Origin of the sequence: Micromonospora eburnea (assembly GCF_900090225.1) — a bacterium.
Taxonomy (GTDB): domain Bacteria; phylum Actinomycetota; class Actinomycetes; order Mycobacteriales; family Micromonosporaceae; genus Micromonospora; species Micromonospora eburnea.
Genome location: NZ_FMHY01000002.1, coordinates 955,434 through 981,823 on the forward strand (window position 1 = coordinate 955,434; position 26,390 = coordinate 981,823).

Annotated in this window: 26 protein-coding genes; 21 read left to right on the forward strand and 5 right to left on the reverse strand. The window is 72.6% G+C overall.

The window, feature by feature from the left end:
* Positions 1-127 precede the first annotated feature (127 nt).
* The 11 genes from GA0070604_RS04745 to GA0070604_RS04795 all read left to right on the forward strand — a co-directional run bounded on the left by GA0070604_RS04745 (position 128) and on the right by GA0070604_RS04795 (position 12,887).
* Positions 128-1,531 (forward strand): FAD-binding oxidoreductase, encoded by a 1,404-nt coding sequence (locus tag GA0070604_RS04745; RefSeq protein WP_091114766.1) that lies wholly within the window; start codon positions 128-130, stop codon positions 1,529-1,531.
* Entirely contained in the window at positions 1,528-2,871 is a 1,344-nt protein-coding gene (locus GA0070604_RS04750) for a class I SAM-dependent methyltransferase (RefSeq protein ID WP_091114770.1), read from the forward strand. The genes GA0070604_RS04745 and GA0070604_RS04750 overlap by 4 nt, the downstream gene beginning before the upstream one ends.
* A gap of 137 nt (positions 2,872-3,008) precedes the next feature.
* Positions 3,009-3,530, forward strand: coding sequence for a SigE family RNA polymerase sigma factor (locus GA0070604_RS04755; protein ID WP_244161743.1), 522 nt, complete (start codon positions 3,009-3,011; stop codon positions 3,528-3,530).
* Positions 3,527-4,465 carry a hypothetical protein gene (locus GA0070604_RS04760; protein WP_141721232.1) on the forward strand — a complete coding sequence of 313 codons (939 nt, stop codon included), beginning with the start codon at positions 3,527-3,529 and terminating at the stop codon, positions 4,463-4,465. The genes GA0070604_RS04755 and GA0070604_RS04760 overlap by 4 nt, the downstream gene beginning before the upstream one ends.
* Before the next feature lie 80 nt (positions 4,466-4,545).
* Entirely contained in the window at positions 4,546-5,106 is a 561-nt protein-coding gene (locus GA0070604_RS04765; protein ID WP_091114779.1) for a winged helix-turn-helix domain-containing protein, read from the forward strand.
* Positions 5,099-5,950, forward strand: coding sequence for an SRPBCC family protein (locus GA0070604_RS04770; RefSeq protein WP_091114783.1), 852 nt, complete (start codon positions 5,099-5,101; stop codon positions 5,948-5,950). The genes GA0070604_RS04765 and GA0070604_RS04770 overlap by 8 nt, the downstream gene beginning before the upstream one ends.
* Before the next feature lie 128 nt (positions 5,951-6,078).
* A complete protein-coding gene (locus GA0070604_RS04775; RefSeq protein ID WP_091114787.1) occupies positions 6,079-7,167 on the forward strand; it encodes a hypothetical protein in 1,089 nt (362 codons plus the stop codon).
* 46 nt (positions 7,168-7,213) lie between these two features.
* A complete protein-coding gene (locus GA0070604_RS04780) occupies positions 7,214-8,746 on the forward strand; it encodes a hypothetical protein (protein ID WP_244161744.1) in 1,533 nt (510 codons plus the stop codon).
* 175 nt (positions 8,747-8,921) lie between these two features.
* Complete coding sequence (locus GA0070604_RS04785; RefSeq protein ID WP_208601970.1) at positions 8,922-11,330, forward strand: putative bifunctional diguanylate cyclase/phosphodiesterase; 2,409 nt, start codon at positions 8,922-8,924, stop codon at positions 11,328-11,330.
* Positions 11,327-11,965, forward strand: coding sequence for a lipase chaperone (locus GA0070604_RS04790; RefSeq protein WP_091114790.1), 639 nt, complete (start codon positions 11,327-11,329; stop codon positions 11,963-11,965). Before GA0070604_RS04785 ends, GA0070604_RS04790 begins: the two co-directional genes overlap by 4 nt.
* Before the next feature lie 163 nt (positions 11,966-12,128).
* Positions 12,129-12,887, forward strand: a complete 759-nt coding sequence (locus GA0070604_RS04795) for a MerR family transcriptional regulator (protein WP_091114793.1) — start codon at positions 12,129-12,131, stop codon at positions 12,885-12,887.
* Positions 12,888-13,174: 287 nt separating this feature from the next.
* Here the strand turns inward: GA0070604_RS04795 and GA0070604_RS04800 are convergent, their stop codons facing one another.
* Positions 13,175-14,716: a gluconokinase gene (locus GA0070604_RS04800; RefSeq protein ID WP_091114795.1), complete on the reverse strand. Its 1,542-nt coding sequence runs from the start codon at positions 14,714-14,716 to the stop codon at positions 13,175-13,177.
* Positions 14,717-14,903: 187 nt separating this feature from the next.
* On the opposite strand from GA0070604_RS04800, the gene GA0070604_RS04805 reads away from it, so the two are divergent.
* Entirely contained in the window at positions 14,904-16,067 is a 1,164-nt protein-coding gene (locus GA0070604_RS04805) for a hypothetical protein (protein ID WP_091114798.1), read from the forward strand.
* A gap of 3 nt (positions 16,068-16,070) precedes the next feature.
* On the opposite strand, the gene GA0070604_RS04810 is transcribed toward GA0070604_RS04805, so the two are convergent.
* Both GA0070604_RS04810 and GA0070604_RS04815 read right to left on the reverse strand, forming a co-directional pair.
* A complete protein-coding gene (locus GA0070604_RS04810; RefSeq protein WP_091114800.1) occupies positions 16,071-16,502 on the reverse strand; it encodes a VOC family protein in 432 nt (143 codons plus the stop codon).
* 17 nt (positions 16,503-16,519) lie between these two features.
* Entirely contained in the window at positions 16,520-17,080 is a 561-nt protein-coding gene (locus tag GA0070604_RS04815) for a hypothetical protein (RefSeq protein WP_091114803.1), read from the reverse strand.
* A 186-nt stretch (positions 17,081-17,266) separates the two neighbouring features.
* Between GA0070604_RS04815 and GA0070604_RS04820 the strand changes: the two genes are divergently transcribed.
* Positions 17,267-18,457, forward strand: a complete 1,191-nt coding sequence (locus GA0070604_RS04820) for a phosphotransferase family protein (protein WP_091126907.1) — start codon at positions 17,267-17,269, stop codon at positions 18,455-18,457.
* Between the two features lie 68 nt (positions 18,458-18,525).
* A complete protein-coding gene (gene yidD / locus GA0070604_RS33300) occupies positions 18,526-18,906 on the forward strand; it encodes a membrane protein insertion efficiency factor YidD (protein WP_244161745.1) in 381 nt (126 codons plus the stop codon).
* Between the two features lie 16 nt (positions 18,907-18,922).
* On the opposite strand, the gene GA0070604_RS04830 is transcribed toward yidD, so the two are convergent.
* Positions 18,923-19,291, reverse strand: coding sequence for a VOC family protein (locus GA0070604_RS04830; protein WP_091114809.1), 369 nt, complete (start codon positions 19,289-19,291; stop codon positions 18,923-18,925).
* Between the two features lie 155 nt (positions 19,292-19,446).
* Between GA0070604_RS04830 and GA0070604_RS33305 the strand changes: the two genes are divergently transcribed.
* From GA0070604_RS33305 to GA0070604_RS04865, 7 genes are all read left to right on the forward strand, one after another.
* On the forward strand, positions 19,447-19,914 hold the full coding sequence (locus tag GA0070604_RS33305) for a hypothetical protein (RefSeq protein ID WP_091114813.1): 468 nt from the start codon (positions 19,447-19,449) through the stop codon (positions 19,912-19,914).
* Positions 19,907-20,821, forward strand: a complete 915-nt coding sequence (locus GA0070604_RS04840) for an alpha/beta fold hydrolase (protein WP_091114817.1) — start codon at positions 19,907-19,909, stop codon at positions 20,819-20,821. Before GA0070604_RS33305 ends, GA0070604_RS04840 begins: the two co-directional genes overlap by 8 nt.
* A gap of 130 nt (positions 20,822-20,951) precedes the next feature.
* On the forward strand, positions 20,952-22,199 hold the full coding sequence (locus tag GA0070604_RS04845; RefSeq protein WP_091114820.1) for an RNA polymerase sigma factor: 1,248 nt from the start codon (positions 20,952-20,954) through the stop codon (positions 22,197-22,199).
* 79 nt (positions 22,200-22,278) lie between these two features.
* On the forward strand, positions 22,279-22,938 hold the full coding sequence (locus GA0070604_RS04850; RefSeq protein ID WP_091114823.1) for a DUF998 domain-containing protein: 660 nt from the start codon (positions 22,279-22,281) through the stop codon (positions 22,936-22,938).
* A 13-nt stretch (positions 22,939-22,951) separates the two neighbouring features.
* Positions 22,952-23,326: a YciI family protein gene (locus tag GA0070604_RS04855; RefSeq protein ID WP_091114827.1), complete on the forward strand. Its 375-nt coding sequence runs from the start codon at positions 22,952-22,954 to the stop codon at positions 23,324-23,326.
* Positions 23,327-23,479: 153 nt separating this feature from the next.
* Positions 23,480-23,992: a PPOX class F420-dependent oxidoreductase gene (locus GA0070604_RS04860; RefSeq protein WP_167363397.1), complete on the forward strand. Its 513-nt coding sequence runs from the start codon at positions 23,480-23,482 to the stop codon at positions 23,990-23,992.
* Positions 23,993-24,036: 44 nt separating this feature from the next.
* A complete protein-coding gene (locus GA0070604_RS04865; protein ID WP_141721233.1) occupies positions 24,037-25,677 on the forward strand; it encodes a fibronectin type III domain-containing protein in 1,641 nt (546 codons plus the stop codon).
* A 45-nt stretch (positions 25,678-25,722) separates the two neighbouring features.
* Here the strand turns inward: GA0070604_RS04865 and GA0070604_RS04870 are convergent, their stop codons facing one another.
* Complete coding sequence (locus GA0070604_RS04870; protein WP_091114836.1) at positions 25,723-26,337, reverse strand: TMEM175 family protein; 615 nt, start codon at positions 26,335-26,337, stop codon at positions 25,723-25,725.
* Between the last annotated feature and the right edge of the window lie 53 nt (positions 26,338-26,390).

Genomic DNA, 26,390 nt, shown 5'->3' on the forward strand with positions numbered 1-26,390 from the left:
GGGCGCCGAGTGGTGGGACCCGCGCCGAGGGTGAGGTGGCCGCGGTCACCGGTCGGCCGACCGGAGGACTCGAAATGGCCATGGTGGACAACGCGCCAAGGTGGCCGAGCAGGCGTAATGTGATCTCATGCGTGCACAGCGTGTGGATCATCGGGATGACCATGATCGGGCGGTGGACACGCTGCGGCGGTCGTACGCCGCGGTGCCCGCCGGTGAGCCGGTGCGGCTGGCCAAACGCACCTCGAACCTGTTCCGTCCGAGATCGACGTTGCGGGCCCCGGGGCTGGACGTGAGCGGCCTGACCGGCGTGCTCGACGTCGACCCGGCCGCCCGCACCGCCGACGTGCAGGGCATGTGCACCTATGAGGACCTGGTCGACGCCACCCTGCCGTACGGGCTGATGCCGCTGGTCGTGCCGCAGTTGCGCACGATCACCCTGGGTGGCGCGGTGACCGGGTTGGGCATCGAGTCCACCTCGTTCCGCAACGGGTTGCCGCACGAATCGGTGCGGGAGATGGACATCCTCACCGGGGCCGGCGAAATCGTCACCGCCCGACCCGAGGGGGAGCACGCCGACCTGTTCCGCGCCTTCCCCAACTCGCTGGGCAGCCTCGGCTACGCCACCCGGCTGCGCATCGAGCTCCAGCCGGTCCGCCGGCACATGGCCCTGCGCAACATCCGGTTCACCCGGTTGTCGGAGTTGACCGACGCGATCGGGGAGGTGGTCGCCAAGGGTTCCTGGGAGGGCGAGCCGGTCGACGCCATGGACGGGGTGATGTTCAGCCCCGGCGAGGCGTACCTGGTGCTCGGCACCTTCACCGACGAGGTCGCCGCGGCGCGGCCGAGCGACTACACCGGCCAGGACATCTACTACCGCTCGGTGCAGCGGCGCACCCGGGACGTGCTCACCACGTACGACTACCTGTGGCGGTGGGACACCGACTGGTTCTGGTGCTCGGCGGCGTTCGGCGTGCAGCACCCGGTGGTCCGCCGGCTCTGGCCGCAGCGCTACCGCCGCAGCGACTTCTACCACCGGATCGTCCGCTTCGAGCACCGGCACCAGGTGGCCGCCCGGGTCGACCGGTGGCGGGGCCGCCCGGCCCGGGAGCGGGTGGTGCAGGACGTCGAGATCCCGCTCGACGGCATGGCCGATTTCCTGCACTGGTTCGCCCGGGCGGTCCGGATGGCGCCGGTCTGGCTCTGCCCGCTGCGGCTGCGCGAGCCGGCCGGCCCCGGCTCCGCCCACGCCTGGCCGCTCTATCCGCTCGAACCAGGCGAGACGTATGTGAACATCGGCTTCTGGGGGACCGTGCCGATCGCGGAGGGCGCCGCCGACGGCGACGTCAACCGGGAGATCGAGCGCGCGGTGTCGGAGGCGGGCGGGCACAAGTCGCTCTATTCCGACGCGTACTACGACCGGGAGGCGTTCGACCGGCTCTACGGCGGGGAGACCTGGCGTGCCGTGAAGGACCGCTACGACCCGGACCACCGACTCACCGGACTTTACGAGAAGGCGGTAGCGCGAGCATGAGTCTGATCGACCGAGAACAGGGGGCGGCGAGCGTCCCGGCCGGCCCGCCGACGGGCGGCCGGCGTACCGGACCGACCGTGGCGGACGTGGTCCGAGCGGTCACCACCGGCGCTCTCCCCATCCGGATCACCGGGTACGACGGCAGCGCCGTCGGCCCGGCCGACGCCGGCATCACCCTGGACATCCGCACCGAGCGGGGGCTGTCCTACCTGCTCACCGCCCCCGGCGACCTGGGCATGGCCCGCGCCTACGTGAGCGGTGACCTGGGCCTGGACGGGGTGCACCCGGGCGACCCGTACGAGGCGTTCAAGGTGCTCAAGGACGAGCTGCACCTGCGGCTACCGTCGGTGGGAGAGGCGCTGGCCCTGGTGAGGGGGCTGGGCTGGGAGCGGCTGATGCCCCCGCCGCCGCCGCGGCAGGAGGCGGCGCCGCGCTGGCGGCGGGTGATGGACGGGCTGCGGCACTCCCGGTTGCGGGACAGCAACGCGATCTCCCACCACTACGACGTCTCGAACGCCTTCTACGAGAAGGTGCTCGGCCCGTCGATGACGTACACCTGCGCGGTGTTCCACAGCCCGGACGACACGTTGGAGCAGGCGCAGCGGGCCAAGTACGACCTGGTGGCCGGGAAACTGGCGCTCAAGCCGGGGATGCGGCTGCTCGACGTGGGCTGCGGCTGGGGCGGGATGGTCCGGCACGCGGCCCGGGAATACGGCGTCAAGGCGCTCGGCGTGACGCTGTCGCGGGCGCAGGCGGAGTGGGCGCAGGCGGCCATCGAGCGGGAGGGGCTGGGCGACCTGGCCGAGGTGCGCCACCTGGACTACCGGGACGCCCCTCGGGAGCAGTTCGACGCGGTCTCCTCGATCGGGCTGACCGAGCACATCGGGGTGCGCAACTATCCCGCGTACTTCGGGGCGCTGCGCAGCCGGCTCAAGCCGGGCGGTCGGCTGCTCAACCACTGCATCACCCGCGCGGACAACCGCGCCCCGCACCGCTCCGGCGCGTTCATCGATCGGTACGTCTTCCCCGACGGGGAGTTGGCCGGGCCGGGCCGGCTGATCAGCGAGATCCACGACGCCGGGCTGGAGGTGCACCACGAGGAGAACCTGCGCCAGCACTACGCGCTGACGCTGGCCGGCTGGTGCCGCAACCTGGTCGAGCACTGGGACTTCTGCGTCGGCGAGGTGGGCCTGGGCACCGCCCGGGTGTGGGGGCTCTACATGGCCGGCTCCCGGTTGGCGTTCGAACGCAACGACATCCAGTTGCACCAGGTCGTGGCCACCCAGAACGGCCCACAGGGCGTCAACGGTTACCCGCTGCGCCCTGACTGGACGCCCTGACCTCTCTTCGATCGACGAGAAGGCCGCGCGGTTCGCGCGGCCTTTTCGTCGTCCGGGCCGTTCCGGAAATTGCTCGGGTCGGCCGGTCAACCTTCCGGGCCCACCCGTCGTCCTTGGTGGCGACGAAAGGAGAGCCGGTGTGGCGGAAGCAACGCTTCGAGGGGTTGGACGTCCTCGTCGCGGAACGCGGCAGGGCCCTACTCGCGGCGGCGGTGCTGCTGACCGGTAGTCGGGCCGCCGGGGAGGACCTGGTGCAGGCGGCGCTGGAGCGGCTGATGCGGAACTGGAGCCGGGTGCACGGCGACAAGGAGGGATACCTGCGTCGCACGCTGTACCACCTGGCGGTCGACCGGTGGCGGCTGCGCCGGCGCCGGCCGGAGGTGCTGACCGAGGTCGAGCCGCTGGATCAGTCGGACGGCACCGAGGCGCTGCACCTGCGGCAGGCGCTCATCCAGGCGCTGGCCCTGCTGCCGCCCCGGCAGCGGGCCGTGCTGGTGCTGCGGTACTGGGAGCAGCGCAGCGAGGCGGAAGCCGCCGAGTTGCTCGGCTGCTCGGTCGGCACCGTCAAGTCGACCGCATCCCGGGGGCTGACCCGGCTACGCGAACTCACCGCCGACTGGGCGCTGGAAGGCGCAGGCATGAACGGAGCAGGAAGATGACCATTGACGTTGAGGATCAGTTGACGGCCGGGATGCGCGACGAGGTCGCCGGCCTGGCGTACACCCGGGACGTGCTGGGGGAGGCCACGCGCCGCCATCGGCGGCGCATCGTCCTACACCGCAGCGCGTACGCGGCCGGCGTGGTCGGGGTGGCCGGGGCGTTGGCCGCGGCATTGACCGTCGGTGCGGGCGCCCCCGGCTCACCCGGCTCGGTCGCCGAGCGGCCCGCGACCGCGACCAGCCCGGAGTCGCCGCAGATGCGGCTGGCCGCCGCCGCGGCGGCCAGCGAGAGCATCAGTTACCGGGTGAGGGTCACCACCACCAGCAAGGACAAGCTCCCACCGAAGGGCGGCCTGCCCGAGCCGGTGGCCAGGAGCTGGGTGACGAAGGGCGCGTTCGATCCGGTGACGGCCACCGGCTACCTGGAGTCGCCGAACACCGGGCTACGTCCGCCCATGTCGAATTTCTTCCTGGAGGAGCGCCTGGTTGATGGCGTTCGGTACCACGGCGGCCTGGACGGCACCGACCCCGACAGCGGAAGGATCGTGTGGTCCCGGACTCGGGAGGGCAGGCAGACGAGCTTGACCTTCGACGACGCGCTGGGCGGCACGCTGGGCGCCTCGACGGATCCGCAGCAGCTGTTCCGGATGTTGCGGTTGGCGGGCGCCGAGGTGACCCAGAACCCCGGCGGTGGCTACCACTTCGAGGTCACGGTGCAGGATTCCTCCCAGGGAGTTGCCGCCGACAGGCTGGTCGGTGACGTGACGATCGATGCGGACGGCCGGATCAAGACGGTGGCGTTCGACCGTACGGCGCGGTGGAACGCCAGGGGTCCGGAGTACACCTACCACCTGCACGTGCTGGTGGAGCTCTCCGACTACGGGCTGCCGGTGAAGGTTGAGGCGCCGGGCAACGCCGTCGTCATCGGCAAGTAGGGGGAAGGCCGCGCGAACCTGCGCGGCCTTTCGTCGAATCCATTGACAAAGAAACTTTGTACGTACAAACTGATTTTGTCATGAGAGACGTCCTGTACCTGGAAGAGCGCGAGCAGGCCGAGGTCCTGCTCAAGCCGCAGCGCATCGAGGTGCTGCGGCAACTCGCCGAGCCCCGCACCTGCACCGAGGTCGCGGCCCGGCTGGAGCAGACGCCGCAGCGCGTCTACTACCACGTCAAGCAACTGGTCGCGGCCGGGCTGGCCGAGCAGGTGTCCGAGCGGCGGGTGCGCGGCATCACCGAGGGCATCTACCAGGCCGTCGCCCGGTCGTACTGGCTCTCGCCCCGCCTCGTCGGGCGGATCGGCGGGGGACGCCGGGTGCGCGACGAGCTGAGCCTGGGCTACCTGCTCGACCTGATGGAGGAGGTGCAGGCCGACATCGCCGCGCTCGACCGGGCCGCGCCGGAGCTGCCCTCGATCGGGGTGTCCGGCGAGATCCGGGTGCCGGCCGAGCGCCGGCAGGAGTTCCTGCACGACCTGCAGTCGACGCTGCGGGACCTGTTCACGCGCTACGGGGGCGCCGAGGGGGACGCCTTCAAACTCGCCGTGGCGTGCTACCCGAAAGGTGATGACCATGAGTGACCTGTTGACCATCCGGGTCCGGCTGGCCGCCCCAGCGGAACGGGTGTGGCGCGCGTTGACCGACCCCGCCGAGCTGCGAATCTGGTTCGCCGAGCACGCCGAGGTCGAGCTGCCGCACCGGTACGCGTTCTGGGGCCGTTACACGCCGGAGGGCGACGCCCCGCACCAGCGGTTGCTGCACGCCGACGAGCGGAGCCTGCGCTTCGCCTGGATGCTCGGCGGCGTGGAGACCACCAGCGAGATCGAGGTGACGCCGGCCGGGGAGCACGCGGAGCTGACCCTGCGGCAGAGCCACTTCGTCTTCGCCGAGGCCCTCGACGGCAGCACCATCCGGGGCGTGCTCCAGACCTGGTGGAGCCTGGCGCTGGCCAACCTCAACGCCCACCTGGAGGGACGCCCGCTGCTGCCCCGCACCGACTTCACCTCCGCCGACCTGCGTGGCGAGTTGACCATCGACGCGCCGATGGAGCGGGTGTGGACCTCGCTGACCGACTCCGAGCAGGCCAGCGCCTGGTTCGGCTACCCGATCGGCATCGAGCCCTGGGCCGGTGGCCGATACGCCATGGGCGGCTTCGACGCCGGGTACGCGGCCAAGGTGATCGACCTGGAGCCGGGCCGCAAGATGTCCGTCGACTGGGGACCGACCGGCGTCACCACCTGGGAGCTGGCCGAGTCCGCCGGGAAGACCCGGCTGACCTTCGTGCAGAGCGGCTTCGACGAGACCAACCCGCCGTACGCGGCGTGGAGCGGGTCGGTCGCGGGTCTGTCCGAGCTGCGCCGCTTCCACGAGGTGCCGGACTGGCAGCCGATCTGGCTGGCCGAGGAGCTGCCGACCGTTAGTTAGGTCCCGCCGCGATGGGCGGAGCGGGATCAGGCGCGCTCAGCTCGGCGTCCCGGCGCAGTAGTGCGGGGTGCTGTGCTCCGGGTGTGGACGCGGGACCCACCGGCGGGCGACGGCTATCGTGGCGTGTCGTGACGGACACCGCGCAGCGCCTGGCCGAGATCCGGGGTGGCGTGCCGCCCCGGCGGCACAACGCCCGCACGATCGCCGCGTTGACCGGCAACCCGGGCTGCACCCGTCGGGCGGTGCTGGACAGCGCCGGGGTGGACAAGCCGAAGCTGGCCGAGCGGATCGGTTTCCCGGCCCGGTTCGGCCAGTCCCGCTTCGCCATCACCCGCGGCAACGCCTTCGAGGCACAGGTGAAGGCGGACGGCGGGGTGGAGCTGCTGCGGCTGGTCGCGGAGCGGCTGGGCGTACCGGTGCCGGCGGGGGCGACCTGGACGGACCTGGGCGGCGCGGAGGACCTGCCGGACCGGCAGGAGCGCTCCCGGGCCGCGTTGACCGGTGTCGGCGACGGGCCGGCGCTGTTCGACCATCCGCTGCTCGGCCTGGCGGTGGCCGGCCAGCGCGTGCACCTGGAACCGGACCTGGTCGCCGCCCGGCTCGGCGGCCGGTTCCACGTGGTGGAGATCAAGTCGTTCCCGGTGATCGACGGGCAGGCCGACCCGGCGAAGGTGTCCGCCGCCGCCATCCAGTCCGCCGTCTACGTGCTGGCGCTGCGCGAACTGCTGGCCGCCGAGGGGCACGACCCGGAACTGGTGTCGCACGAGGTGGTGCTGGTCTGCCCGCGTGACTTCGCCAACCAGCCGGTGGCCAGCCTGCTCGACGTACGCAAGCAGTTGCTGGTGCTGCGCCGTCAGCTCGACCGGATGGCCCGGATCGACGACCTGCTCGCCGACCTGCCGGCCGGCTTCACCGTCGACCCGACCGCCGAATCGGCGACCCTGACCGCCGCGCTGTCCACCGTGCCGGCCCGCTACGCCCCGGAGTGCCTGGCGGCCTGCGAGTTGGCGTACTTCTGCCGGCACGAGGCGCGCGGCCACACCGCCGCGCTGGGCCGACCGGTGCGGGAGGCGCTGGGCGGTATCGCCGAGATCGGGGAGGCGCTGGCGCTGGCCGACGGCGTCCGCGCCCCGGACCCGGAGCAGGCGGAGGCCGCCGCGCTGCTGCGCGCCGCCGCCCGGTTGCGCGCCGACGCCCTCGCCGGCAACCCCGCATGAGTACGCCCCGCCGGCCCGGCCGGCCCGTCCCGCCCCGGAGGTCCCGGTGAGCACGCTGCGCGCACTGGCCAAGGCACGGGCCGTCGCCGCCGGGGTGGCCCAGCCGGTGGCCACCGTACGGCACCTGCACCTGTCGGACCGGCCGCTGGTGCTGGTGCCCCTGGCGATGGCGGGCGAGGCGAACGCTCCGCTCGCCGCCATGGTCGGCGCCGCGCCCGACGAGGGGCGGCTGCTGTTCGTGCCGCAGCCCCGCAACCGCGACCAGCGGTTCGCGTTCGCCGCCGAGCTGGCCGAGATCGTGCTGCCCCACCTGGACTCCTTCCGTGGGGTCAGCGAGGCGGTGCCGGTCGATCGGGGCAGGGACGTGCGGTACCGGTACGTCGACGCGCCGCAACTGCTGGTGCCGAACCCGGCCGGGGTCACGTTCCTGCGGCTCTTCGGCCGATCCATCCGGTTCCGTCGCCCGGACGGCGAATATCCGGTGCACCCGTCGGTGCCGTTGCTCGGGCGGTGGCTGACCTTCTTTGCCGAGCGCGCCGAGTATCCGGGCTCGGCGGCGCTGGTGGCGATGACCGAGGCGTTGACCCTGCACTGGGCGACCGGGCAGAGCGCGGTGGAGGATCTGCACCTGCCGGCGCTGCTCGGCTGGATCGACCCGCCAGCCGGCTCGACCGGCGCGGAGGCGGCCGGCCGGGCCGAGGATCCGCGGCTCTGCCCGCCCGCCGGACCGGCCACCGACCCGGAGTTCGACAACCGCCGGCTGGCCGCGGCGATCGAGGCGTACGCGGGGACCGAGGACGACCCGGTCGCCCGCGCGGGCGCGTACGCGGAGTTGGAGCGGTTGCTGCGCGACCAGCTCGCGCCCACCTGGGAGCTGATGTGGCGCGGCGTGGGGTTGCTGCGCGCGCTGCCGCCCGGCGCCCGGGTGGCCGGCCGGTGGGACGGCGACAAGGACGCCTTCACCGGGTACGCCGAGCACGTCGACGCCGGGGGTGGACCGCAGCCACGCCGCGACGGTGCGGTGGCGGCGGCGGTACGGCTGCACCGGCTGGAGCGGGCCCTCACCTCGTACGCGGTGCAGCGCGCCTACGACGACCCGCTGGTGATGGCCGAGCACCGGCTGACCGGGGAGGCGTTCGTCGGCGACGTGACACTGGCCGACCCGAAGCGGGTGGACGACACCGGCAAACGGCCGGTGCTGCGCCCGCGGATCCAGGTGGTCACCACCGAGCCGGTGGCGGTGCCGGTCGGCGCGACCCTGTACTCACCGGCCCGGCCGGGGCAGAAGGCGAAGGTGGTCTTCCTGGTCCCGGGCTCGGACGGCAAGACCGAGGTGGTGCTGGAACTCTCCGGCGGGATGGGGCGCGGACTGACCGCGCCGCCGGGCACCGTGCCGGAGGTGGGCGAGCGGCTCTGCCTCACCACCCTGTCGGACGCGTACCTGCCGGCCGGGAACTTTCCCGCCGCCGAGGAGACCCCGTGGACCCACGGCGGTCCGCCGACCGCCGCCGCAGAGGCGCTCGCGGTCCCGGACGGTGACCTGGCGGACACCGGTGATCCGGCCGAGGAATGGTCCTGACCGGCGCGGCGTCCATGGTGGACACGGGACGCCTTGGACGGCGGGCGGCCATCGGCTCTGGCGGTGGTACCAGGCGGTAGTTAGGCTTGCGCCGTTCGCCGTCCGCAACCGGTCCTCATCGTCGAGGTGCGCGTCTGGGAGAGAGCCGGAGCAGATCGTTGTACCTCAGCAGATCGTGAGCCGCGCCGTGACGGTGGTGGCCCGTCGCCCGCTCTCCGGCCGCGTCGGGCTCGTCGCGGCCGCGCTCGTCGTACTCGGGGAAGCGTCCTGGCTGGTCGCCGGCCTGCCGGGCGCGGCCCTGGCCAGCGACGTCGGCGCGGTGACGGTGTCGAGCTGGGCGGCGCTGGTGTGCGGCCGGGCGGCCCGACGGCATCCGCTGTCGCGACGACGGTTCTGGGCGCTGCTGACGGTGACCATGGCGCTCGCCGCAGTTGGCCGGATCGTGTGGACGGTCGAGCGGCTGGGCGGGCACGAGCTGCCGCACACGCCGCTGGTTGGTGTGCTGTTCGCGGCCGGGATCATCACCGGCACGGCGGCGTTGCTCTGCTCGCTGGCCGCCCCGCGCAGCCTGGTCGGGCAGGCCCGGGCCCTGCTCGACGGAGTGATCGTCGGGTTGGCCCTGATCCCGATCGGCTGGGTGGTGGTGTTCCGCGACCTCGCCTCGGCCGACCTCGCCGATCCGCTGCGCACCTTCGGGCTGCTCTACCCGATGTTCGACCTGATGCAGCTCACCATCCTGGTGGCGGTGGCCGGGCCGGCGCGTCCGATGTGGCGGGCGCTCGCCCTGATCGGGGTCAGCCTCGGCATCCGGGCCACCGCCGACGCGGTCTACGTCTCGCTCGTCGCGCACCACAGCTATGCCCCCGGGCACCCGATCGACGTCTGGTGGCCGCTGAGCTACCTGCTGGTCGGTGCCGCCACCGGGTACTCGGCGCCGTCCGGCTGGAACGACGGTGAGGAGAGCAGCGAGTCACCACTGCCGCCGTGGTGGCGGGTCGCGCTGCCGTACCTGCCGGTGGGCGGGGCGATCGTCGCCGTGGTGCTCGCCCGGCAGCCCACCGGGCAGACCCCACAGCTGATCTTCGTCGGCATGATGGCGCTGCTCGGGGTGCTGGCGCTGCGGCAGGGCCTGGCCGCCAACGAGAACCTGCGGCTGGTCGCCCGGCTGCGCCGGCTGGCATACTCCGACCAGCTCACCGGCCTGGCCAACCGGCTCACGTTCAACCGGCGGCTGCGGCGGGCGCTGCTCGACGGCGGGCCGGTCGCCGTGCTGCTGCTCGACCTGGACGGCTTCAAGCAGGTCAACGACCGCTTCGGGCACGCCGCCGGGGACCGGCTGCTGGCCAGCATCGCGGATCGGATGCGGGACGCCGTCGGCGGCGACGGGATCATCGCCCGGCTCGGCGGTGACGAGTTCGCGGTGCTGGTCAGCGGTGACCGTCCGGTGGCGCCGGAGCGGCTCGCCGATCGGCTGCTCGCCGCCCTCGAACCGTTGCCCGGCGAGGAGGATCTCGGTGTGCACCCGTCGGCGAGCATCGGCATCGCCGAGTACGGCCCGCAGCACACCTCCTACACCGACCTGCTCCGCGACGCCGACATCGCCATGTACGCGGCGAAGGCGGCCGGCAAGTCGGCGTACCGGACCTGCACGCCGGGGCTGCGCGAGTCGGCGGTGAGCCGGGCCGAGCTGATCGCCGAGCTGCGCCGCGCGGTCGACGAGGACCAACTGCTGATGGAGTTCCAGCCGATCGTGGACCTGGCCACCGGCACGGTACGCAGCGCCGAGGCGCTGGTGCGCTGGCGGCATCCCCGGCTCGGGGTGCTTCCCCCGGCGAGGTTCCTGCCGCTGGCCGAGGAGACCGGGCTGATCCTGGCCATCGACCGGTGGGTGATCCACCAGGCGTGCCGGGCCGCGGCGACCTGGCGGGCGTACGCGCCCGAGGTGACCGTCGCGGTCAACATCGCCGCCGCCCACGTGCGCCGCCCCGACCTGATCGCCACGGTCACCGGGGCGACCGCGGCGGCCGGTCTGGCGCCCCGCGCGCTCACCCTCGAACTGACCGAGTCGGCGTTGATCGAGGGCAGCGAGGCGGTGCTGGAGCGGTTGCACCAGCTACGCGAACTGGGCGTACGAATCGCCATCGACGACTTCGGCACCGGCTACTCGTCGTTGAGCTACCTGCACCGCATCCCGGCCACCGAGTTGAAGATCGACCGGTCCTTCGTGTCCCGGTTGGACGCCGGCGACCCGCGGGCGTACGCCACGGTGGAGATGGTCAACCGGCTGGCCCGCGCGTTCGACCTGGCGGTGGTGGCCGAGGGGGTGGAGACCGGCACCCAGCACGCGGCGGTCGCCGCGATCGGCTGCGTGCACGGCCAGGGTTGGCGGTACGGCCGCCCGGCCGGCCTGTCCGAACTGCTCACCACGCTGACCCCGATCGACGCGCCCGCTGACCGGCCCGGCGGGCATGGGTCGAAGGTCCTGGACAGGACAGGGGGTTCGACCCTGCCCTACGGTGGTGCGAACAGCGACGATGAAACTGTCACCGAGAAGAGATCACCTTCCACCCAGGAGCAGTCATGAAGCGTCGGACCTTGGATCTGCTGTTCAGCATCGGCGGGTTGGGCCTCGCGGTCCTGCTGCTTGTCGTGGGCATCGTACTGACCACGAACGCCAACTTCGCCAACGACTACGTGCACGACCAGCTCGCTGAGCAGCACATCACCTTCAAGCCGGCCGACAAGTTGACCGACGAGGAGAAGAAGTCGGACTGCCTGCGCGAGTACGCCGGCAAGGCGATGACCACCGGCAAGCAGGCCGAGTGCTACGCCAACGACTTCATCGGGCTGCACCTGAAGGGGATGTCCGGCGGCAAGACGTACGCGGAGCTGGGTGAGCCGGAGACGGCGCTGAAGGCGCAGATCGCCGAGGCCGAGAAGAACAACGCCGCGAACGTGGAGGACCTGAAGCAGCAGCTCGCCCAGGCCAGCGCTCTGCGGGAGACCGTGTTCAAGGGTGAGTCGCTGCGCGGCATGCTGCTGACCTCGTACGGCTTCAGCGAGTTCGGCCGCAAGGCCGAGCAGGGCGCGATGGCCATGTACGCCGGTTCGGCGCTGCTCCTGCTGCTCTCGATCGCCGGTCTGATTCACGCCTTCCGCACCCCGGCCAGCGAGGTGTTCGCCGCGCCGGAGAAGACCCGGGCGCCGATCAACGCCTGACCTGACCGTCCCGGGCCCGATCGCCCCCGGTCTCCGCCGCCCCCCGAGGCGGAGACCGGGGGCGATCACGTTTCCGGGCACGCCGTTCGGGGGCGGATCGCAGAATCGGGCTTGACCCTCACGTCGCGGGAGGCGGGAGCCTTGGTCGCGGAAGGGAGGGAACATGGCGTACACGGTGGGTCAGGTGGCGCGGGCGGCCCGGGTGACGGTCCGGACGCTGCACCACTACGACGAGATCGGGCTGCTGTCGCCCAGCGGGCGTACCCCGGCCGGCTACCGCCGCTACTCGGACGCGGACCTGGAGCGGTTGCAGCTCATCCGGGCCTACCGTGAGCTGGGGTTCCCGCTGGAGGAGATCGCCGCGATCCTGGACGACCCGCAGGCGGACCCGGTGGCGCACCTGCGCCGGCAGCACGAGCTGCTCACCGGCCGGATCGGCAAGCTGCGCGAGATGGTGGCGGCGATCGAGCTCGCGATGGAGGCGAGACGGATGAACATCGGGCTCACGCCGGAGGAACGCTTCGAGGTGTTCGGGGACTTCGACCCGGACGCGCACGCCGAGGAGGCGGAACGGCGGTGGGGCGGCACGGAGGCGTACCGGCAGTCCGCTGAGCGGGTCGGCCGCTACGGCAAGGACGACTGGCTGCGGAACCGGGCGGAGAACGAGGACTGGGGCCGGCGGCTCGCCGAGCTGATGGCCTCGGGTGCCCCGGCGGACAGTCCGGAGGCGATGGCGCTGGCCGAGGAGCACCGGCAGTTGATCAGCCAGTGGTTCTACGACTGCTCGTACGAGATCCACACCGGGCTGGCGGACATGTACGTCGCCGACCCGCGCTTCACCGCGTACTACGAGCGGATCCGGCCGGGGATGGCCGCGTACCTGAACGAGGCGATCCACGCCAACGCGATCACCCGGGCCTGACCGGGCCGGGGATGCCCGGATGGGCCGATGGATCACCCACGGGAGGCCAACGATCTGATCCTTGGGTGGCCGAAGCCGCCGGAAGAATCATTGCAGAGCCGCCTACGAACTTGATGACGCAGACGATTCACCACGGGCCGGTTCGAGGCACGCGCCGCCCGGTTCGAGGCACGCGCCGCCCGGTTCGAGGCACGCGCCGCCCGGCGTGAGTCGTTCACGTCATCAAGTTCGTAGCGTCTCAGCAGAACATCCGACCCCGCTGTGCTGGCCCATCTGCCGGGCGATGCTCACCTGGCAGCGGTGGTGGGTGGTGGTTCCGGTGGCAGGCTCGGCGCCAGCCGCCGCAGCGACGCGTACGTCGGCACGAGCGCCTCGTACAGCTCGGAGAAGAGCGGCAGCAGGGCGGCGTAGGTGGCGGCGGAGGCGGGGTCGGGGCGTACCGTCTCGTCGATCTTCACCAGGTCGGCGGCGACGTCGATCGACTCGATCAGACCGAGGGCCTGCATGCCGAGCAGGGCGGCGCCGAAGCTGGATCCCTGGTGGCCAGCGGGGAACCGGACCGGCATGCCGAGCACGTCGGCGAGGATCTGCCGCCACACCCGGCCGCGGGCGAAGCCGCCGCTGGCGCGGATCTCGCGTACCTCGTTGCCGGCGGCCCGCACCGAGGCGAGGACCAGGGCGAGCTGCTGGCAGACGCCCTCCAGCGCGGCCCGGACCAGGTGCTCGCGCCGGTGGCCACGGCTGAGCCCGACGTACGCGCCGCGGGGCACCGCGCTCCAGTGCGGTGCCCGCTCGCTGAGCAGGTACGGCAGCATGATCAGCCCACCGGAGCCGACGGGCGCGTGGGCGGCCAGGTCGAGCAGCTGCTCCTCGGCGTGTTCGCCGAGTTCGGGGGCGAGCGCCTCGCCGGCCCACTCCAGGACGATGCCGCCGTTGTTGATCGCCCCGCCGACGACCCAGCGGTTCTCGGTGAGGGCGTAGCAGAAGACGCCGCCGAGCGGGTCGACGCCGGGGCGTTCCACCACCACCCGCATCGCGCCGCTGGTGCCGATGGAGCAGGCCACCTCGCCGGGGTGCACCGCGCCGAGGCCGAGGTTGGCCAGCGGTCCGTCGCCGGCGCCGACCACGATCGGGGTGTCGGCGGGCAGGCCGGTGGCTCGGGCCGCGTCGGCGGTCAGCCCGGGCAGGACGTGGGTGGTGGGCACGAGCCGCGGCAGGTGTTCCGCGGTGATCCCGGCGATGCCGAGCGCCTCGGCGTCCCAGGCCAGCCGGTGGATGTTCATGAGCCCGGTGGCGGAGGCGACCGAGTGGTCGGTGACCAGGGCGCCGGTGAGCCGCAACAGCACGTAGTCCCTGATGCCCGCCCAGTGGGTGACCCGTTCGTGCAGCCTCGGCTGCTGCTCGGCGAACCAGACGAGCTTCGGCAGGGGCGCCATGGGGTGTACGGGTGTGCCGGTGCGCCGGTGCAGGGCCAGCCCCGACGGTAGGGCGCGCAGCCGCTCGGCCTGTGCGCTGGCCCGGGAGTCGGCCCAGATGACCGAGGGGGTGAGCGGGCTGCCGTCGGCGTCGAGCCCGATCAGGCTGTGCAGGGCGCTGCTGAACGACAGCCCGGCGACCGGCACGGCCAGTTCGTCGACCACCGCGCGGACCGCGGCCACCACCGCGTCGAAGATCAGCCGAGGGTCCTGTTCGACGTATCCGGGGTGTGGTTCGTCGATGGGGTAGCCGATCGAGTGGGTGGCGAGCTGCCGTCCGTCGGTGTCGAACGCGATGGCCTTGCTGCTGGTGGTGCCGATGTCCACGCCCACCACGACGGCCGGTTCGCCCACCGGTGCACCTCCTCGGAGCCGTCGGACCACGCTACGTGCCCGACGACGACGCCGTTGGGAGGTTCGACCTAACGCGTCGGTCAATCACCCGATCGGTCAGATTAGCTACTTTCGCGTGTCTTGCCGGCCCCCTCCCGCAGTTGACAGAAATGACACCCAGTGGACTCTGCGAGGCAGAGGAGTCGGTATGGCGATGACTGATTCGACGGGTTCCACATGGCGGTACCGGTGGGCGCACCGGCAGAACGACCGGCGACAGCGGGCCTTCCGCACCGCCGACGAGGCGTGGCGGCGACGCGACGACGAACTGCGTCGGCTGCGTACCCTCGCCGGGTCCTTCCACGGCTCGGCCGAGGCCGCCGCGGGACTGCCGATGGAACTCGGCCCCGGCGAGGTGGTCTTCTGGACGCTACCGGCCGCGCAACTGGTCGAGGTGCGGCACACCGCCGTGCTGCCGGCCCCCGAGCTGACCGTCGAGGTCGACCCGCCGGTGCTGCGCCCGCGCCGCCCCGAGGGGGTACGGACCGTCGACGCCGGGCTGGCCGTGCTCACCAACCGGCGGCTCGTGCTGCTCGGCGGGCGGGGCCGGCGCGACTGGACGTACGGGCGGATGACCGGGCTGTCCCACGACCCGGGGGCGCCGGTGACGCTGATCCAGGTCCTGGACCGGCGGCGTACCTCCGGTCTGCTGCTGCCGACCGGCGCGGTCGCCGACTTCCGGTTCAAGCTGACCCTGGCCTTCGCCGACGCGATCGAACAGCGGGCGGCGGTCGTCGCCCAACTCGACGAGCTGATCGAGGAACACACCGCGGACCGGCCGGTCCGGCCGGCCGTCCTCACCCCGGCCCAGGCCCGGATCTCCGCGCGGGTACCGGGCGGGCGGCGCACCGTCGCGGTCGGTGCGGCCGTCGCGCTGATCGTGCCGGCGCTCCTCTTCGAGTCCGACCCCCCGGTACGGCCCGGCGTCGAGCGGGCCGCCGCCGCCACCCCGGCGGCCGCCACCACGCCCCCACCCTCGCCGCTCGCCCCCGCGGTGGGGGCCGCCGCGTCCACGTCGCCGAAACCGCGCCGCACCCGCACCACCCCCACGGTCGAGCCGTCGCGGACCGCGCGGCCGGTCGCCGACCGGCGCTGCGGCGCCCCGCCCAACCCCTTCGGGTACGACTACTGCGGTGGCCAGCGGATCCGCCGGCCGGCCCGGGGAGTCTGCGACTGGTTCGACTGCGTCCACGGGTTCTGGTCCGGCAAGGGCTGGCTGGTGCAGTGCCGGGATGGGACGGTCAGCCTCACCGGCGGGCAGCGCGACGCGTGCACGGGCCACCGGGGCTTCCGCCGTACCGTGTGGACCTGACCGTCAGGCGGTGAAGTCCGGGACGGTCAGCGAGCCGTCCTCGGCCAGTGGGAAACCCGGGTTCCAGGCGATCTCCCACAGGTGACCGTCCGGGTCGGTGAAGCAGCCCGCGTATCCGCCGTAGAAGGTCTCCCGGGCCGGGCGGGTGATCGTTGCCCCGGCCTCGGCCGCCACCCGCAGCAGCTCGTCGACCTCCTCGCGGGTCCGCACGTTCTGCGCCAGGCTGAGCCCGCCGAAGCCGTCGGTGCCCCGGTCGGTCAGGCCGGCGTCATCGGCGAGCTTGTCCCGCCCCCACAGCACCATCGCCAAGCCGCCGGCCTGAAAGAAGACGGTTTCCTCGACCTCCTGGCCGCGCCAGCCCAGGCGCTCGTAGAAGGCGCGGGACCGGGCCAGATCGGCCACGCCGAGGGTGATCAGGCTGACGCGCTGCTCCATGCTCGGACCGTACCCGGTCAGCGTCGGCCGAGGGGGAGCAGGCCGGCGAGGACCAGGGCGGCGCCGACCGGCAGCAGGTCCAGGTTCACCGCGAACGACCCGAAGCCGACCAGCACCAGCACCGGCGCCCACGCTGGCAGCAGTCGCGCGACAGCCGCGCGGACCAGCAGCGTGAGCAGGCCCAGCTCGAACAGCGCCGGCCCGCCCAGCAGTACCAGGTCCGGCGTGGCCACCGCGTCGGCGAAGCGCGGGAACAGGTCACCGAGGATCACCCACACGAAGCCGGCCGCGCCGACCAGGCCGGCCAACGCCGCCACGTCGTCGACCGCCCCCAGCCGGGGCGAGGTGGCCCGTAGCAGACCGTGCAGGCCCACGATCAGCGCCCCGAACGCGACGATGCCGAACAGGAACAGGGTGTGTCCGACCATCCAGGGCCACGCCGTCTTGTCGCGGGGCCCGTTCAGGCCGCCGATCAGGCGCAGCACCCCGTAGCCGAGCAGCAGCAGGGACGCCGTCACGGCCACCGGCCGCATCCAGGCGTACGGGGAACGGGTCGTCAGGTGATCGGTCGTCGTCATTGCCTTAGCGTGTCAGCGGGGCCGGGCCGGGGCATCGGGGGCGAACCCGTAGTGGCCCCGGAGGTGTGCGCCTGACCCGGCTCGGGGATGCCCCTTCGCGTGCCGGTCGCCCCGGACCCGCCCCGGCCGGCTGCGGCCGTCGATAACCGCTCGCGGTACGGCGGCGGCGAGGTTAGCGTCGCGGCCGTGTCCCGCACCGTGACCCTCGTCCTCGTCGACGGCGCCGGCGTGCCGCTCGGTGCCCTGCCCCCGTACGAGGTGCCCGAGCCCTGGTGGCAGGAGGTCGGCGCGATCGTCGACGAGGCCCGCCGCCGGTACGGCGTCGACGTGGCCGTGCTGCGGCTGCTCGCCGCCGACCGTCCCGAGCCGCCCGGCGGCCACCTCACCTACCTCGGCCAGGTCACCACGCCCCCGGCCGTACCCCTGGAACCGGTGGCGGTGGACCTGTCGCCGCACCCGTCGCGCGCCCCCTGGGCGCAGCCCGGCGGACCGGCCCACAGCCTCGCCTGGGCCACCGGCGAACTGCACCGCCTCGGCCGGCCGGTGACCGGTGTCGCCCAGCGCCGCACCTGGAACCTGTCGGCGATCTGGCGGCTCGACGGCCCGCACGGCAGCGCCTGGCTCAAGCAGGTACCCGCGTTCTTCCGGCACGAGGCCGGCGTGCTGCGCTGGCTCGCCGCCGCCGCGCCCGGCACCGGACCGGCCCTGCTCGCCGCCGACGACACCGGCCGGATCCTGCTCGACCACGTACCCGGCGAGGACCGCTACGCCGCCGACCACACCGAACGCGCCGCCATCGCCGCCGACCACCACGCCGTGCAACTGCGGGCCGTCGGCGACGTCACCGCGCTGGTCACGGTCGGCGTACCCGACCTGCGCGGGCCGGGCCTCGCCGGGTGGATCCGCGACCGGCTCGCCCCGCACGACACCGCGGTGGTGGCCGACCTGCTCGCCGGCCTCGACGAGCGGCTCGACCGGGTACGCGACTGCGGCCTGCCCGACACCCTCGTCCACGGCGACCTGCATCCCGGCAACGTACGCGGCGACGGCCAGCGGCGGGCGGTCATCGACTGGGGTGACTCGTTCGTCGGGCACCCCGCCTTCGACATCCTCCGGCTCACCGAAACCCTCGACCGGGCCGCCGCCGCGCCGCTGCTCGACGCGTGGGCCGCCCGGTGGCGGGCCGACGTGCCCGGCAGCGACCCGGAACGCGCCGTCGACCTGCTCCGCCCGGTCGCGCCGTTGCGGCTGGCCGCCGGGTACGCGATGTTCCTCGCCGGCATCGAGCCGAGCGAACACCCGTACCATGCGGGCGACGTGCCGGCCTGCCTCGACCAGGCCGCCGCCGAAGCGCAGCGGATGCCCCTGCCCGGCTGAGTCCGGCCCGACGCCTTGCGGCACCGGCGCCACCCGCGGCGGTGGCGCCGGTGCCGCATCATGGCGTCGTGTTCGATCTGAGGCGCAAGCGGCAGCGCAAGAAGAAGAACCGCGGCTCCGACGGCGGCGGCTGCGACGCCTGCGACTGCGACGGCCCGGACTGCTGCGACTTCGGCCTGTTCTCGTTCCTGCTGACCCTCGGCTCGGTCGCCGCCACCGTCACCCGTACGCCCGTCGTGGACCGGGCCGGCCGGGCCGCCATCGTCGGTTACCGGCGTTGGCTGTCGCACCGCTGGCCCGGCCGCTGCCGCTACTCGCCGACGTGCAGCGCGTACGGGCTCGCGGCGGTGGAGAAACACGGTCTCGCGGTGGGCGGGCGGATGGCCGCCGACCGGGTACGCCGGTGCAGGCCGCACGTGCCGCGCGGCACGTACGACCCGCTGCGCTGACCGCCCGCCTCGTCGATCACTCGGGCCGGTGGCAGACGGCCTCGACGTTGTTGCCGTCCGGATCCCGGACGAACGCGCCGAAGTACGTCGGGTGGTATTCCGGCCAGACCCGGGGCGCGTGCAACACCTCCGCGCCGGCCGCGACCGCGGCGTCGTGGAACGCCTGCACGGCGGCCCGGTCGGGGGCGGTGAAGGCGATGTGCGCCTCCAGCGGATCGCCGGCTCCGGCCGGTGCGGGCACCAGCCAGAAGTCGGGGCTGTCGACGCCGTAGCCGATCGGGCCGGGCTCCATGATGCGCCGGGCGCCCAGCGGGGCGAGCACCTTGTCGTAGAAGGCGGCGCTGGCCGGCAGATCGCGGACCATGACGGAGAAGTGGTCGAGCACGTCGTCTCCCCTGCGGTTGTCGTGACCGGGGGAGGCTATGCGCCCCCTGCGACATTCCGCTGGACGCTGGTCCTGCGCGGCCCAGCCCCGACCGTCGCACTTGACACTCGACGTCAAGTGCTTGACGATGCTTGTCAAGCAACGAGGGGGGCGCCATGCCATCCGGCGACGAGGACCTGGTCGAACAGCTCGCCAGGCTGATCGACATCCGCCTGCTCGACCCGATCGAGATCCTGGTTGACGGCCACGACGCCGTCGACTCGCTGCGGGCCGTCGCCCACCAGCGGTCGAGATCCCTGGCCGCCACGATGGTCAGCGGCGACGACCGGGCCGCCTACGCGGCGATCGCCCGGGTGATCTCGACGCTCTGGCCCGGGGACGGCCCGTTCGACCCACCCCTTGACTGGTGGCGGAGCCCGCTCGGTCAAATCGTCGCGCGACGGGTGGGTCACCCCACCGCCGAGTCGGTGTCGTACGCGGTGGCCGGCGCCATGCTCGGCATCACCCGCCAGGGTGTCCACGACCTGGCCGTGCGCGGCAAGCTGGCCCGCCACCCCGAGGGTGGCGTGCGGTCCGCCTCCGTCCGTGACCGACTCCTCCAGGAGGGAACCAGACGTGCCTGAGACCTTTGTCAACTCCGGGGCGGTGCCGATCGCCTACCGCGACTTCGGCGGAGCCGGACGTCCGCTGCTGCTCCTGCACGGTGCCGGCGGCAATCTCGCCCAGATGACCGCGTTGGCCGAGCGGTTGCGGCCGGCGCACCGGGTGGTCACCGTCGACCTGCGCGGGCACGGGCGCTCCGGAGACGGCCCGTGGCGCTGGGACGACGCGCTGGCCGACCTGGCGGCCGTCGCCGACGGCCTCCGCCTCACCCGCCCCGCGGTGGTCGGTGCCTCCCTCGGCGGAATGCTGGCCGCGCTCTGGGCGCAGCGGCACCCGGAGTGCCCCGGCGCCGTCAGCCTGGACGGGAACCCGACGCTGGGCCGCCCGGAGCAGCTCACCGGGATGGACCCGGAGCAGGCGGCGGCCGGCCTCGCCAAGCTGCGGGCCGCCTTCGACGGGATGGCCGCGATGCTGGCGGCGCCGCTCAGCCCCGAACACCTCGCCGCGGCACTGGACGGGCAGCGGGCGATGGCCCAGCGGTACGGCGGAGCGCCGGAGGACTGGGTGGCGGCCTTCGAACGTAACCTCCTGCCGTGCGGCGACGGCCGGAGCCGGCTTCGCCCCGGCCCGGAGCTGACCGAGCAGCTACGGGAAGCGATGGAGTCGCTCGACCTGATTCCCGCCTACCAGGACACCCGGTGCCCCCTGCTGCTCGTACTCGCCACCGAGGACCTTCCCGAACAACAGGCCTTCGGCGAGTTGTACGCCGCCTACCGCCGGGCCACGACCGAGCGGATCGCCGCCGTGGACAACCCGTCGTTGCGGGTGGTGCACCTCGACGGCGCCAGCCACGCCATGGTCGCCGAGCGCCCACAGGAACTTGCCGACCTCATCACCCACTTCCTGGGCACGACAGGTCGCCACTGATCCGAACCGGACGGCCGGGGCGGGGATGCGGTCCGACCGAAAGGCCGCGCCCGCGTCCCCGCCCGGTCCGCTCGCGGTGCGGCGCCTGGTGAGCGCCGCTGCCCGGCACCGGTTGTTAGGGTCCTGAGCCATGGGGCAGTCCGAGGTGCGGGGCACCGTCGAGACGGTGTGGCGGATGGAGGCCGGGCGGGTCGTCGCCGGCATCGCCGCGGTCGTCCGCGACGTCGGGCTGGCCGAGGAACTGGCCCAGGACGCCCTGGTCGCCGCGCTCGAACAGTGGCCGCGCGACGGCGTACCGGCCAACCCGGGCGCGTGGCTGACGACCGTCGGCAAGCGCCGGGCCGTCGACACCGTGCGCCGCCGGCAGACCCAGGAACGTACGCTCGCCAAACTCGGCCGGGACCTTGACGAGCAGGTCACCCCCGATTTCGACGCCCGGCTCGACGAGCCGATCGAGGACGACCTGCTGCGGCTGATCTTCGTGGCCTGCCACCCGGTGCTGTCCCCGATCGCCCGGGCGGCGCTCACCCTGCGGCTGCTCGGCGGCCTGACCGTCGGCGAGATCGCCCGTGCCTTCCTCACCTCCGAGCCCACGGTCGGGCAGCGGATCACCCGCGCCAAGCAGGCCCTCGCCGCCGCCCGGGTGCCGTTCGAGGTGCCCGGGCGGGCCGAGCGTGCCGAACGGCTCGACTCGGTGCTGGAGGTCGTCTATCTGATCTTCAACGAGGGGTACGCGGCCACCGCCGGCGACGACTGGATGCGGCCCGCCCTGTGCCAGGAGGCGTTGCGGCTGGCCCGGCTGCTCCAGGGGCTGATGCCCGACGAACCGGAGGTGCACGGGCTGGCGGCGCTGCTGGAGATCCAGGCGTCGCGTACCCACGCGCGCACCGGCCCGGACGGCGCGCCGGTTCTGCTCAACGATCAGGATCGCAGCCGCTGGGACCGACTGCTCATCCGCCGGGGTCTCGCCGCCCTCGACCTGGCCCGCGCCGGCCAGCCCGGCCCGTACGTGCTCCAGGCCGAGATCGCGGCCTGCCACGCGCGGGCGCGTACCCCCGAGGAGACCGACTGGGCGCGGATCGCCGGCCTGTACGCGGAGCTGGCCCGGCTGGTGCCCTCACCCGTGGTGGAGCTGAACCGGGCCGTCGCCGTCGCCTACGCCGAAGGGCCGGCCGCCGGCCTGGAGCTGGCCCGCGCGCTGGCCGACGACCCGGCGCTGGAGTCCTATCACCCGCTGCCCAGCGTGCTCGGTGACCTGCTCGCGAAGCTCGGCCGGCAGGACGAGGCGCGGGTCGAGTTCGAGCGGGCGGCGTCGCTCACCGGCAACGCCCGCGAGCGGGCGCTGCTGCTCGACCGGGCCGCCGCCTGCCGCTCGTAAAAAATCTTGAAACGGGATGTCGGATCCCGGTCGCCCCGATCGACGCGTCAGCGAGAGCCGATGACTGAAGGAGATCGAGATGACCAGTGCGACGCTGACGCGGGCCGGTACGACCCGGGGTGTTCCGACGGCGACCCTGCTCGCCGGGGGGATGGCCGTCGGGCCGCTGTTCCTGGGGTTGTCCTTCGCGCAGGTGTTCACCCGGGACGGTTTCGACCTGAGCCGGCAACCACTGAGCCTGCTCTCCCTGGGTGACTACGGTTGGATCCAGGTCGCCAACTTCGTCGTATCCGGGCTGCTGGCCCTGGCCGGCGCCGCCGGGCTGCGGCGGGCGCTGCGCGGCGGCCCGGCCGGGACGTGGGGGCCGGCGCTGGTGGCGGTCTTCGGTGTCGGCATGGTCGCCGCCGGGGTGATGCGGGCCGACCCGAGCATGGGTTGGCCGGCCGGCGCGCCCGAGGGCAACCCCGAGACGATGAGCTGGCACTCGGCCGGCCACGGGGCCGCGGCGATGCTGGCGTTCGGGGCGCTCACCGTCGCCGGCCTGGTGTTCGCCCGCCGTTTCCGGCGGATCGGTGAGCGGGGTTGGTCGCTCTTCTCGGTGCTGTGCGCGCTGGCGACCATCGTCGTCATGGCGTGGCCCGACCAGGACAGCATGAGCGTCCGGCTGGTCGTCGCTTCGGTTGTCATTTTCGGCTGGCTCTCCGCGGTGTCCGTCCGGGTCCGCGGCAACCTCTCCTGAAAGGATTCTCCAGATGCAGTACATGCTGATGCACAAGCTGGACGAAAACGTCCCCGGCACGTTCGAGCCGAGCCCCGAGTTCATCAAGCAGATGGGCGCCTTCATGGGGGAGGTGGTCAAGTCCGGGGTGCTGCTCGCCGCCGCGGGGCTGCACAAGAGCAGCAAGGAGGACGCCGCGCGGATCACCGCCACCAAGGGCAAGACGACCATCACCGACGGTCCGTTCACCGAGACCAAGGAACTCATCGCCGGATTCGCGCTGATGGAGGTGCGGTCGAAGGAGGAGGCGCTGGAGTGGGCCAGGCGCTTCACCCAGGTCTTCATCGACCACGGGGTTGACGTCGAGGTCGACGTCCGCCGGGTCAACGAGGGCCCCGGCCAGGGCTGATCGCGGGGGCGGGCGGTACCGGTGGTGCACCGGTACCGCCCGCCGTGTCGTTCACGCCACGTCACACCGCCGGCCGCCGGGCCGTCTCCCGACCATGAGAGCACTGGTACGTGGAGTGGCCGCGCTGCTCGGCGTGGCTGGGTGGTCGGGTACGTGGATCCCGCCCCGGCCTCCGCGTGGGCGCCGCTGGCGCGGCAGAAGACGGTCGTGCTGACGACCCTCAAGCGGGACGGGACGGCCGTGCCGACGGCGGTGAGCGTCGCGGTGGTGGGGGAGCGGGCGTACGTGCGTAGCTTCGAGAAGGCGTGGAAGACGAAGCGGATCCGCAACAACCCGCGGGTGACCGTGGCGCCGTCGACGGCGCTGGGGAAGCCGACCGGGACGCCGGTGGAGGCGGTGGCGCGGCGGCTGAGCGGGGCGGAGGACCGGGCAGCCAGCCGAGCGCTGGTACGTAAGCACCCGTTGCTGCACGGGCTGCTGGTGCCGTTGACGCATCGGCTGGGGCGGCGCAGGACCGGCCGTACCGTTCATTTCGCGCTGACCGCGGTGGCACCACGGGTTGGGGATGCGGCGGCGGGAGGATCACCGGCCGGGAAGTCCGGGGTCGGTTCGTCTGTTCGGGTGACGACATCGCGGCGCTCGCCGGGCCACAGTGGTTTTGAGTAGGCGGTGGGTGTCCTACCCGCCTTCGGCCCACGGGGGTGCGGGCGATGCGTACGGTTCGACGACTGGTTGGTGCGTTTGCCGCGCTGACGATGGTGTTGGGCGTGCTGACCGCCACTTCCACGCCGGTGGCCGCCGCCGAGGTGATCTGGCTCGACTCACCTGCCGCGGGCGCCCGGATAAACCCGGGCTCTGTGTTGGTGGCTGGCCGGCTCCAGGGTGTGGACCCGGGTGACACGGTGTCGGTGTCCTTCACCGGCAGCCCCGACCAGGAATGGATCGCGTCTCCCGGCCCGGACGGGCGCTGGTCGGTCAGCGTCGACATCGCTCGCGTGCCCGATGGCGTCTACCAGTTCTCCGCCACGGTGCCGAGCAGCTTCGGCGGCACCGGCACGGCCAGTCGGCTGGTTTACGTCGACGAGGTGGCCGACGACATCGTCATCGACACCCCGGCCGCAGGCGCGACCATCAGCACCTCCGGTGAGGAGGGGATCTGGTTCACCGGCCACGTCCCGGACGTCGGCCGGACGCTGGAGCCCGGCACCTACCTCGCGGCCCATCTCGACGCCGACCGCATCCGGACGACCGGGCCCATCGCCCGGCTGGGCGAGGACGGCACCTTCCGCTTCGCCGTTCCCCCGCGGTACCTGTCCAACGGCCCGCACCGGATCGGCGTCGGCGCGGACTGCCTGATCATCTACCCCAACTGCCCCCCGGGGATCGCGACGGTGGACGTCGTGGTCGCCCTGGTCCCCTCGGTTCGGGTGACCAACCCGACTGCGGGGGAGGTCTTCGACTCCCCTTCCCGCACGCCGGTCGGCATCACCGTGGACAATCCCGGCCCGGCCGACGCCGTGACGGCCACCATCGACAACCGGATACCGGTGCGCTTCGGCAGCCCGATGACGGTCAACGCAACCAGGACACTGTGGTGGGGCAGCCCTGACGTCGACAGCCTGCAGTTGCCGGAGGGGTTGCACACGCTGCAGGCCACCGCCTCGGTCCGGGGCCGGACGGTCGTGTTGCCCGACGTGCGCTTCGTGGTCGACTTCGCCGCACCCACCTCGGCGTCCGTGTCCGTGCCCGCCGTCGTGCAACTGTCGAAGTCGGTCGCTGTCTCCTGGACCGGGGTCGACAACGTCGCTGTGGCCAACTTCGACGTGCGCTACCGCACCAGCTCCGCCAGCAGCGGACTGAGCGGTTACGTCTACCCGGCGGCACTTCAGCGCACGTCGGCGAGGAAGACCACGCTCGCTGCCACGGCCGGCGTCCTCTACTGCTTCTCGGTCCGGGCCCGTGACCACGCCAACCGGACCACCGCCTGGTCGGCTGAGAAATGCACCGCGACCCCGTACGACGACCGGTGGCTCGCGGTGTCCGCCGGCAGTGCACGGCGCACCAGCGGCTCCTACTACCGCGGCACGTACACGAAGCTGGCGGCCAAGGGCAAGGCCTCGCACGCGGTGACCGGCAGGCGGTTCGGCATCGTCGCCTACACCTGTCCCACCTGCGGTCAGGTCACCGTGTCGATCGGCAACGCGACCATCGGGAAGCTGAACCTGAAGCGTGCCACCAGCGGCCGGGTCCTGCTCTGGCTTCCCACTCAGGCGCAGCTGCGGGGCACCATGGTCATCAAGTCGACCAGCAGCCGCACGGTCATCATCGACGGGGTCGTCGTGCTGCGATAGCCGGGCGCGGCACGGCGGGTTTCGAGGCCGACCGCGGTCAGCGGCCTAGCCGGCGGCTTCGTGCTCGTGGACCACCCGGTCGATACGGCGGTCCGGTACGACCCACATGATCGCCACGGCGACGAAACACGCCAGGGCGAGCGCGACTCCGACGTGTCCGCGCCGGTCGATCAGCAGGGCGCTGAGGATTCCCGCGACGTAGAACACGGGCGAGATCTTGCCCTTGATGTCGGCGCCGACGGCCCGCCTCAGCAGTGACGCCGGTCCCTGCTGCCGGATGATCACCGTCTGGAGTACGAAGTACGCGATCGCGGCGCCGAGCAGGTTGACACCGTAGATGACGACGGGGGTCGGTTCGAACCTCGAGTCGTCGACCCAGGCCGTCGTCAACGGGAACAGCGACAGGCAGAACAGCAGCCCCAGGTTCGCCCACAGCACTCCGCCGCTGACCTGTCGTACGAGGTGAAACATGTGGTGGTGGTTGTTCCAGTAGATGCCGACATAGACGAAGGTGAGGAGATAGGTCAGTAGCCCGACGCCGGTCGTGCGGACCAGGTCGGAGAAGCCGTGACCTGCGGGAACCTTGAGCTCCAGCACGATGATCGTGATGATGATGGCAAGGACGCCGTCGCTGAACGCCTCCAGTCGGTTGGTCGGCACCGAGTCATCATCCCTCTCCCTCCGCCGTGCGGCAGCGTAACCGCGACCCGTGT

Excerpts from the sequence above, each read along its gene's own strand:
- GA0070604_RS04805 (WP_091114798.1), top strand. The coding sequence starts at position 14,904 with ATGGCGATGACTGATTCGACGGGTTCCACATGGCGGTACCGGTGGGCG.
- GA0070604_RS04810 (WP_091114800.1), bottom strand. The coding sequence starts at position 16,502 with ATGGAGCAGCGCGTCAGCCTGATCACCCTCGGCGTGGCCGATCTGGCC.
- GA0070604_RS04760 (WP_141721232.1), top strand. The coding sequence starts at position 3,527 with ATGACCATTGACGTTGAGGATCAGTTGACGGCCGGGATGCGCGACGAG.
- GA0070604_RS04795 (WP_091114793.1), top strand. The coding sequence starts at position 12,129 with ATGGCGTACACGGTGGGTCAGGTGGCGCGGGCGGCCCGGGTGACGGTC.
- GA0070604_RS04850 (WP_091114823.1), top strand. The coding sequence starts at position 22,279 with ATGACCAGTGCGACGCTGACGCGGGCCGGTACGACCCGGGGTGTTCCG.
- GA0070604_RS04745 (WP_091114766.1), top strand. The coding sequence starts at position 128 with ATGCGTGCACAGCGTGTGGATCATCGGGATGACCATGATCGGGCGGTG.
- GA0070604_RS04815 (WP_091114803.1), bottom strand. The coding sequence starts at position 17,080 with ATGACGACGACCGATCACCTGACGACCCGTTCCCCGTACGCCTGGATG.
- GA0070604_RS04750 (WP_091114770.1), top strand. The coding sequence starts at position 1,528 with ATGAGTCTGATCGACCGAGAACAGGGGGCGGCGAGCGTCCCGGCCGGC.
- GA0070604_RS04855 (WP_091114827.1), top strand. The coding sequence starts at position 22,952 with ATGCAGTACATGCTGATGCACAAGCTGGACGAAAACGTCCCCGGCACG.
- GA0070604_RS04845 (WP_091114820.1), top strand. The coding sequence starts at position 20,952 with ATGGGGCAGTCCGAGGTGCGGGGCACCGTCGAGACGGTGTGGCGGATG.
- GA0070604_RS04865 (WP_141721233.1), top strand. The coding sequence starts at position 24,037 with ATGCGTACGGTTCGACGACTGGTTGGTGCGTTTGCCGCGCTGACGATG.
- GA0070604_RS33305 (WP_091114813.1), top strand. The coding sequence starts at position 19,447 with ATGCCATCCGGCGACGAGGACCTGGTCGAACAGCTCGCCAGGCTGATC.
- GA0070604_RS04790 (WP_091114790.1), top strand. The coding sequence starts at position 11,327 with ATGAAGCGTCGGACCTTGGATCTGCTGTTCAGCATCGGCGGGTTGGGC.
- GA0070604_RS04765 (WP_091114779.1), top strand. The coding sequence starts at position 4,546 with ATGAGAGACGTCCTGTACCTGGAAGAGCGCGAGCAGGCCGAGGTCCTG.
- GA0070604_RS04770 (WP_091114783.1), top strand. The coding sequence starts at position 5,099 with ATGAGTGACCTGTTGACCATCCGGGTCCGGCTGGCCGCCCCAGCGGAA.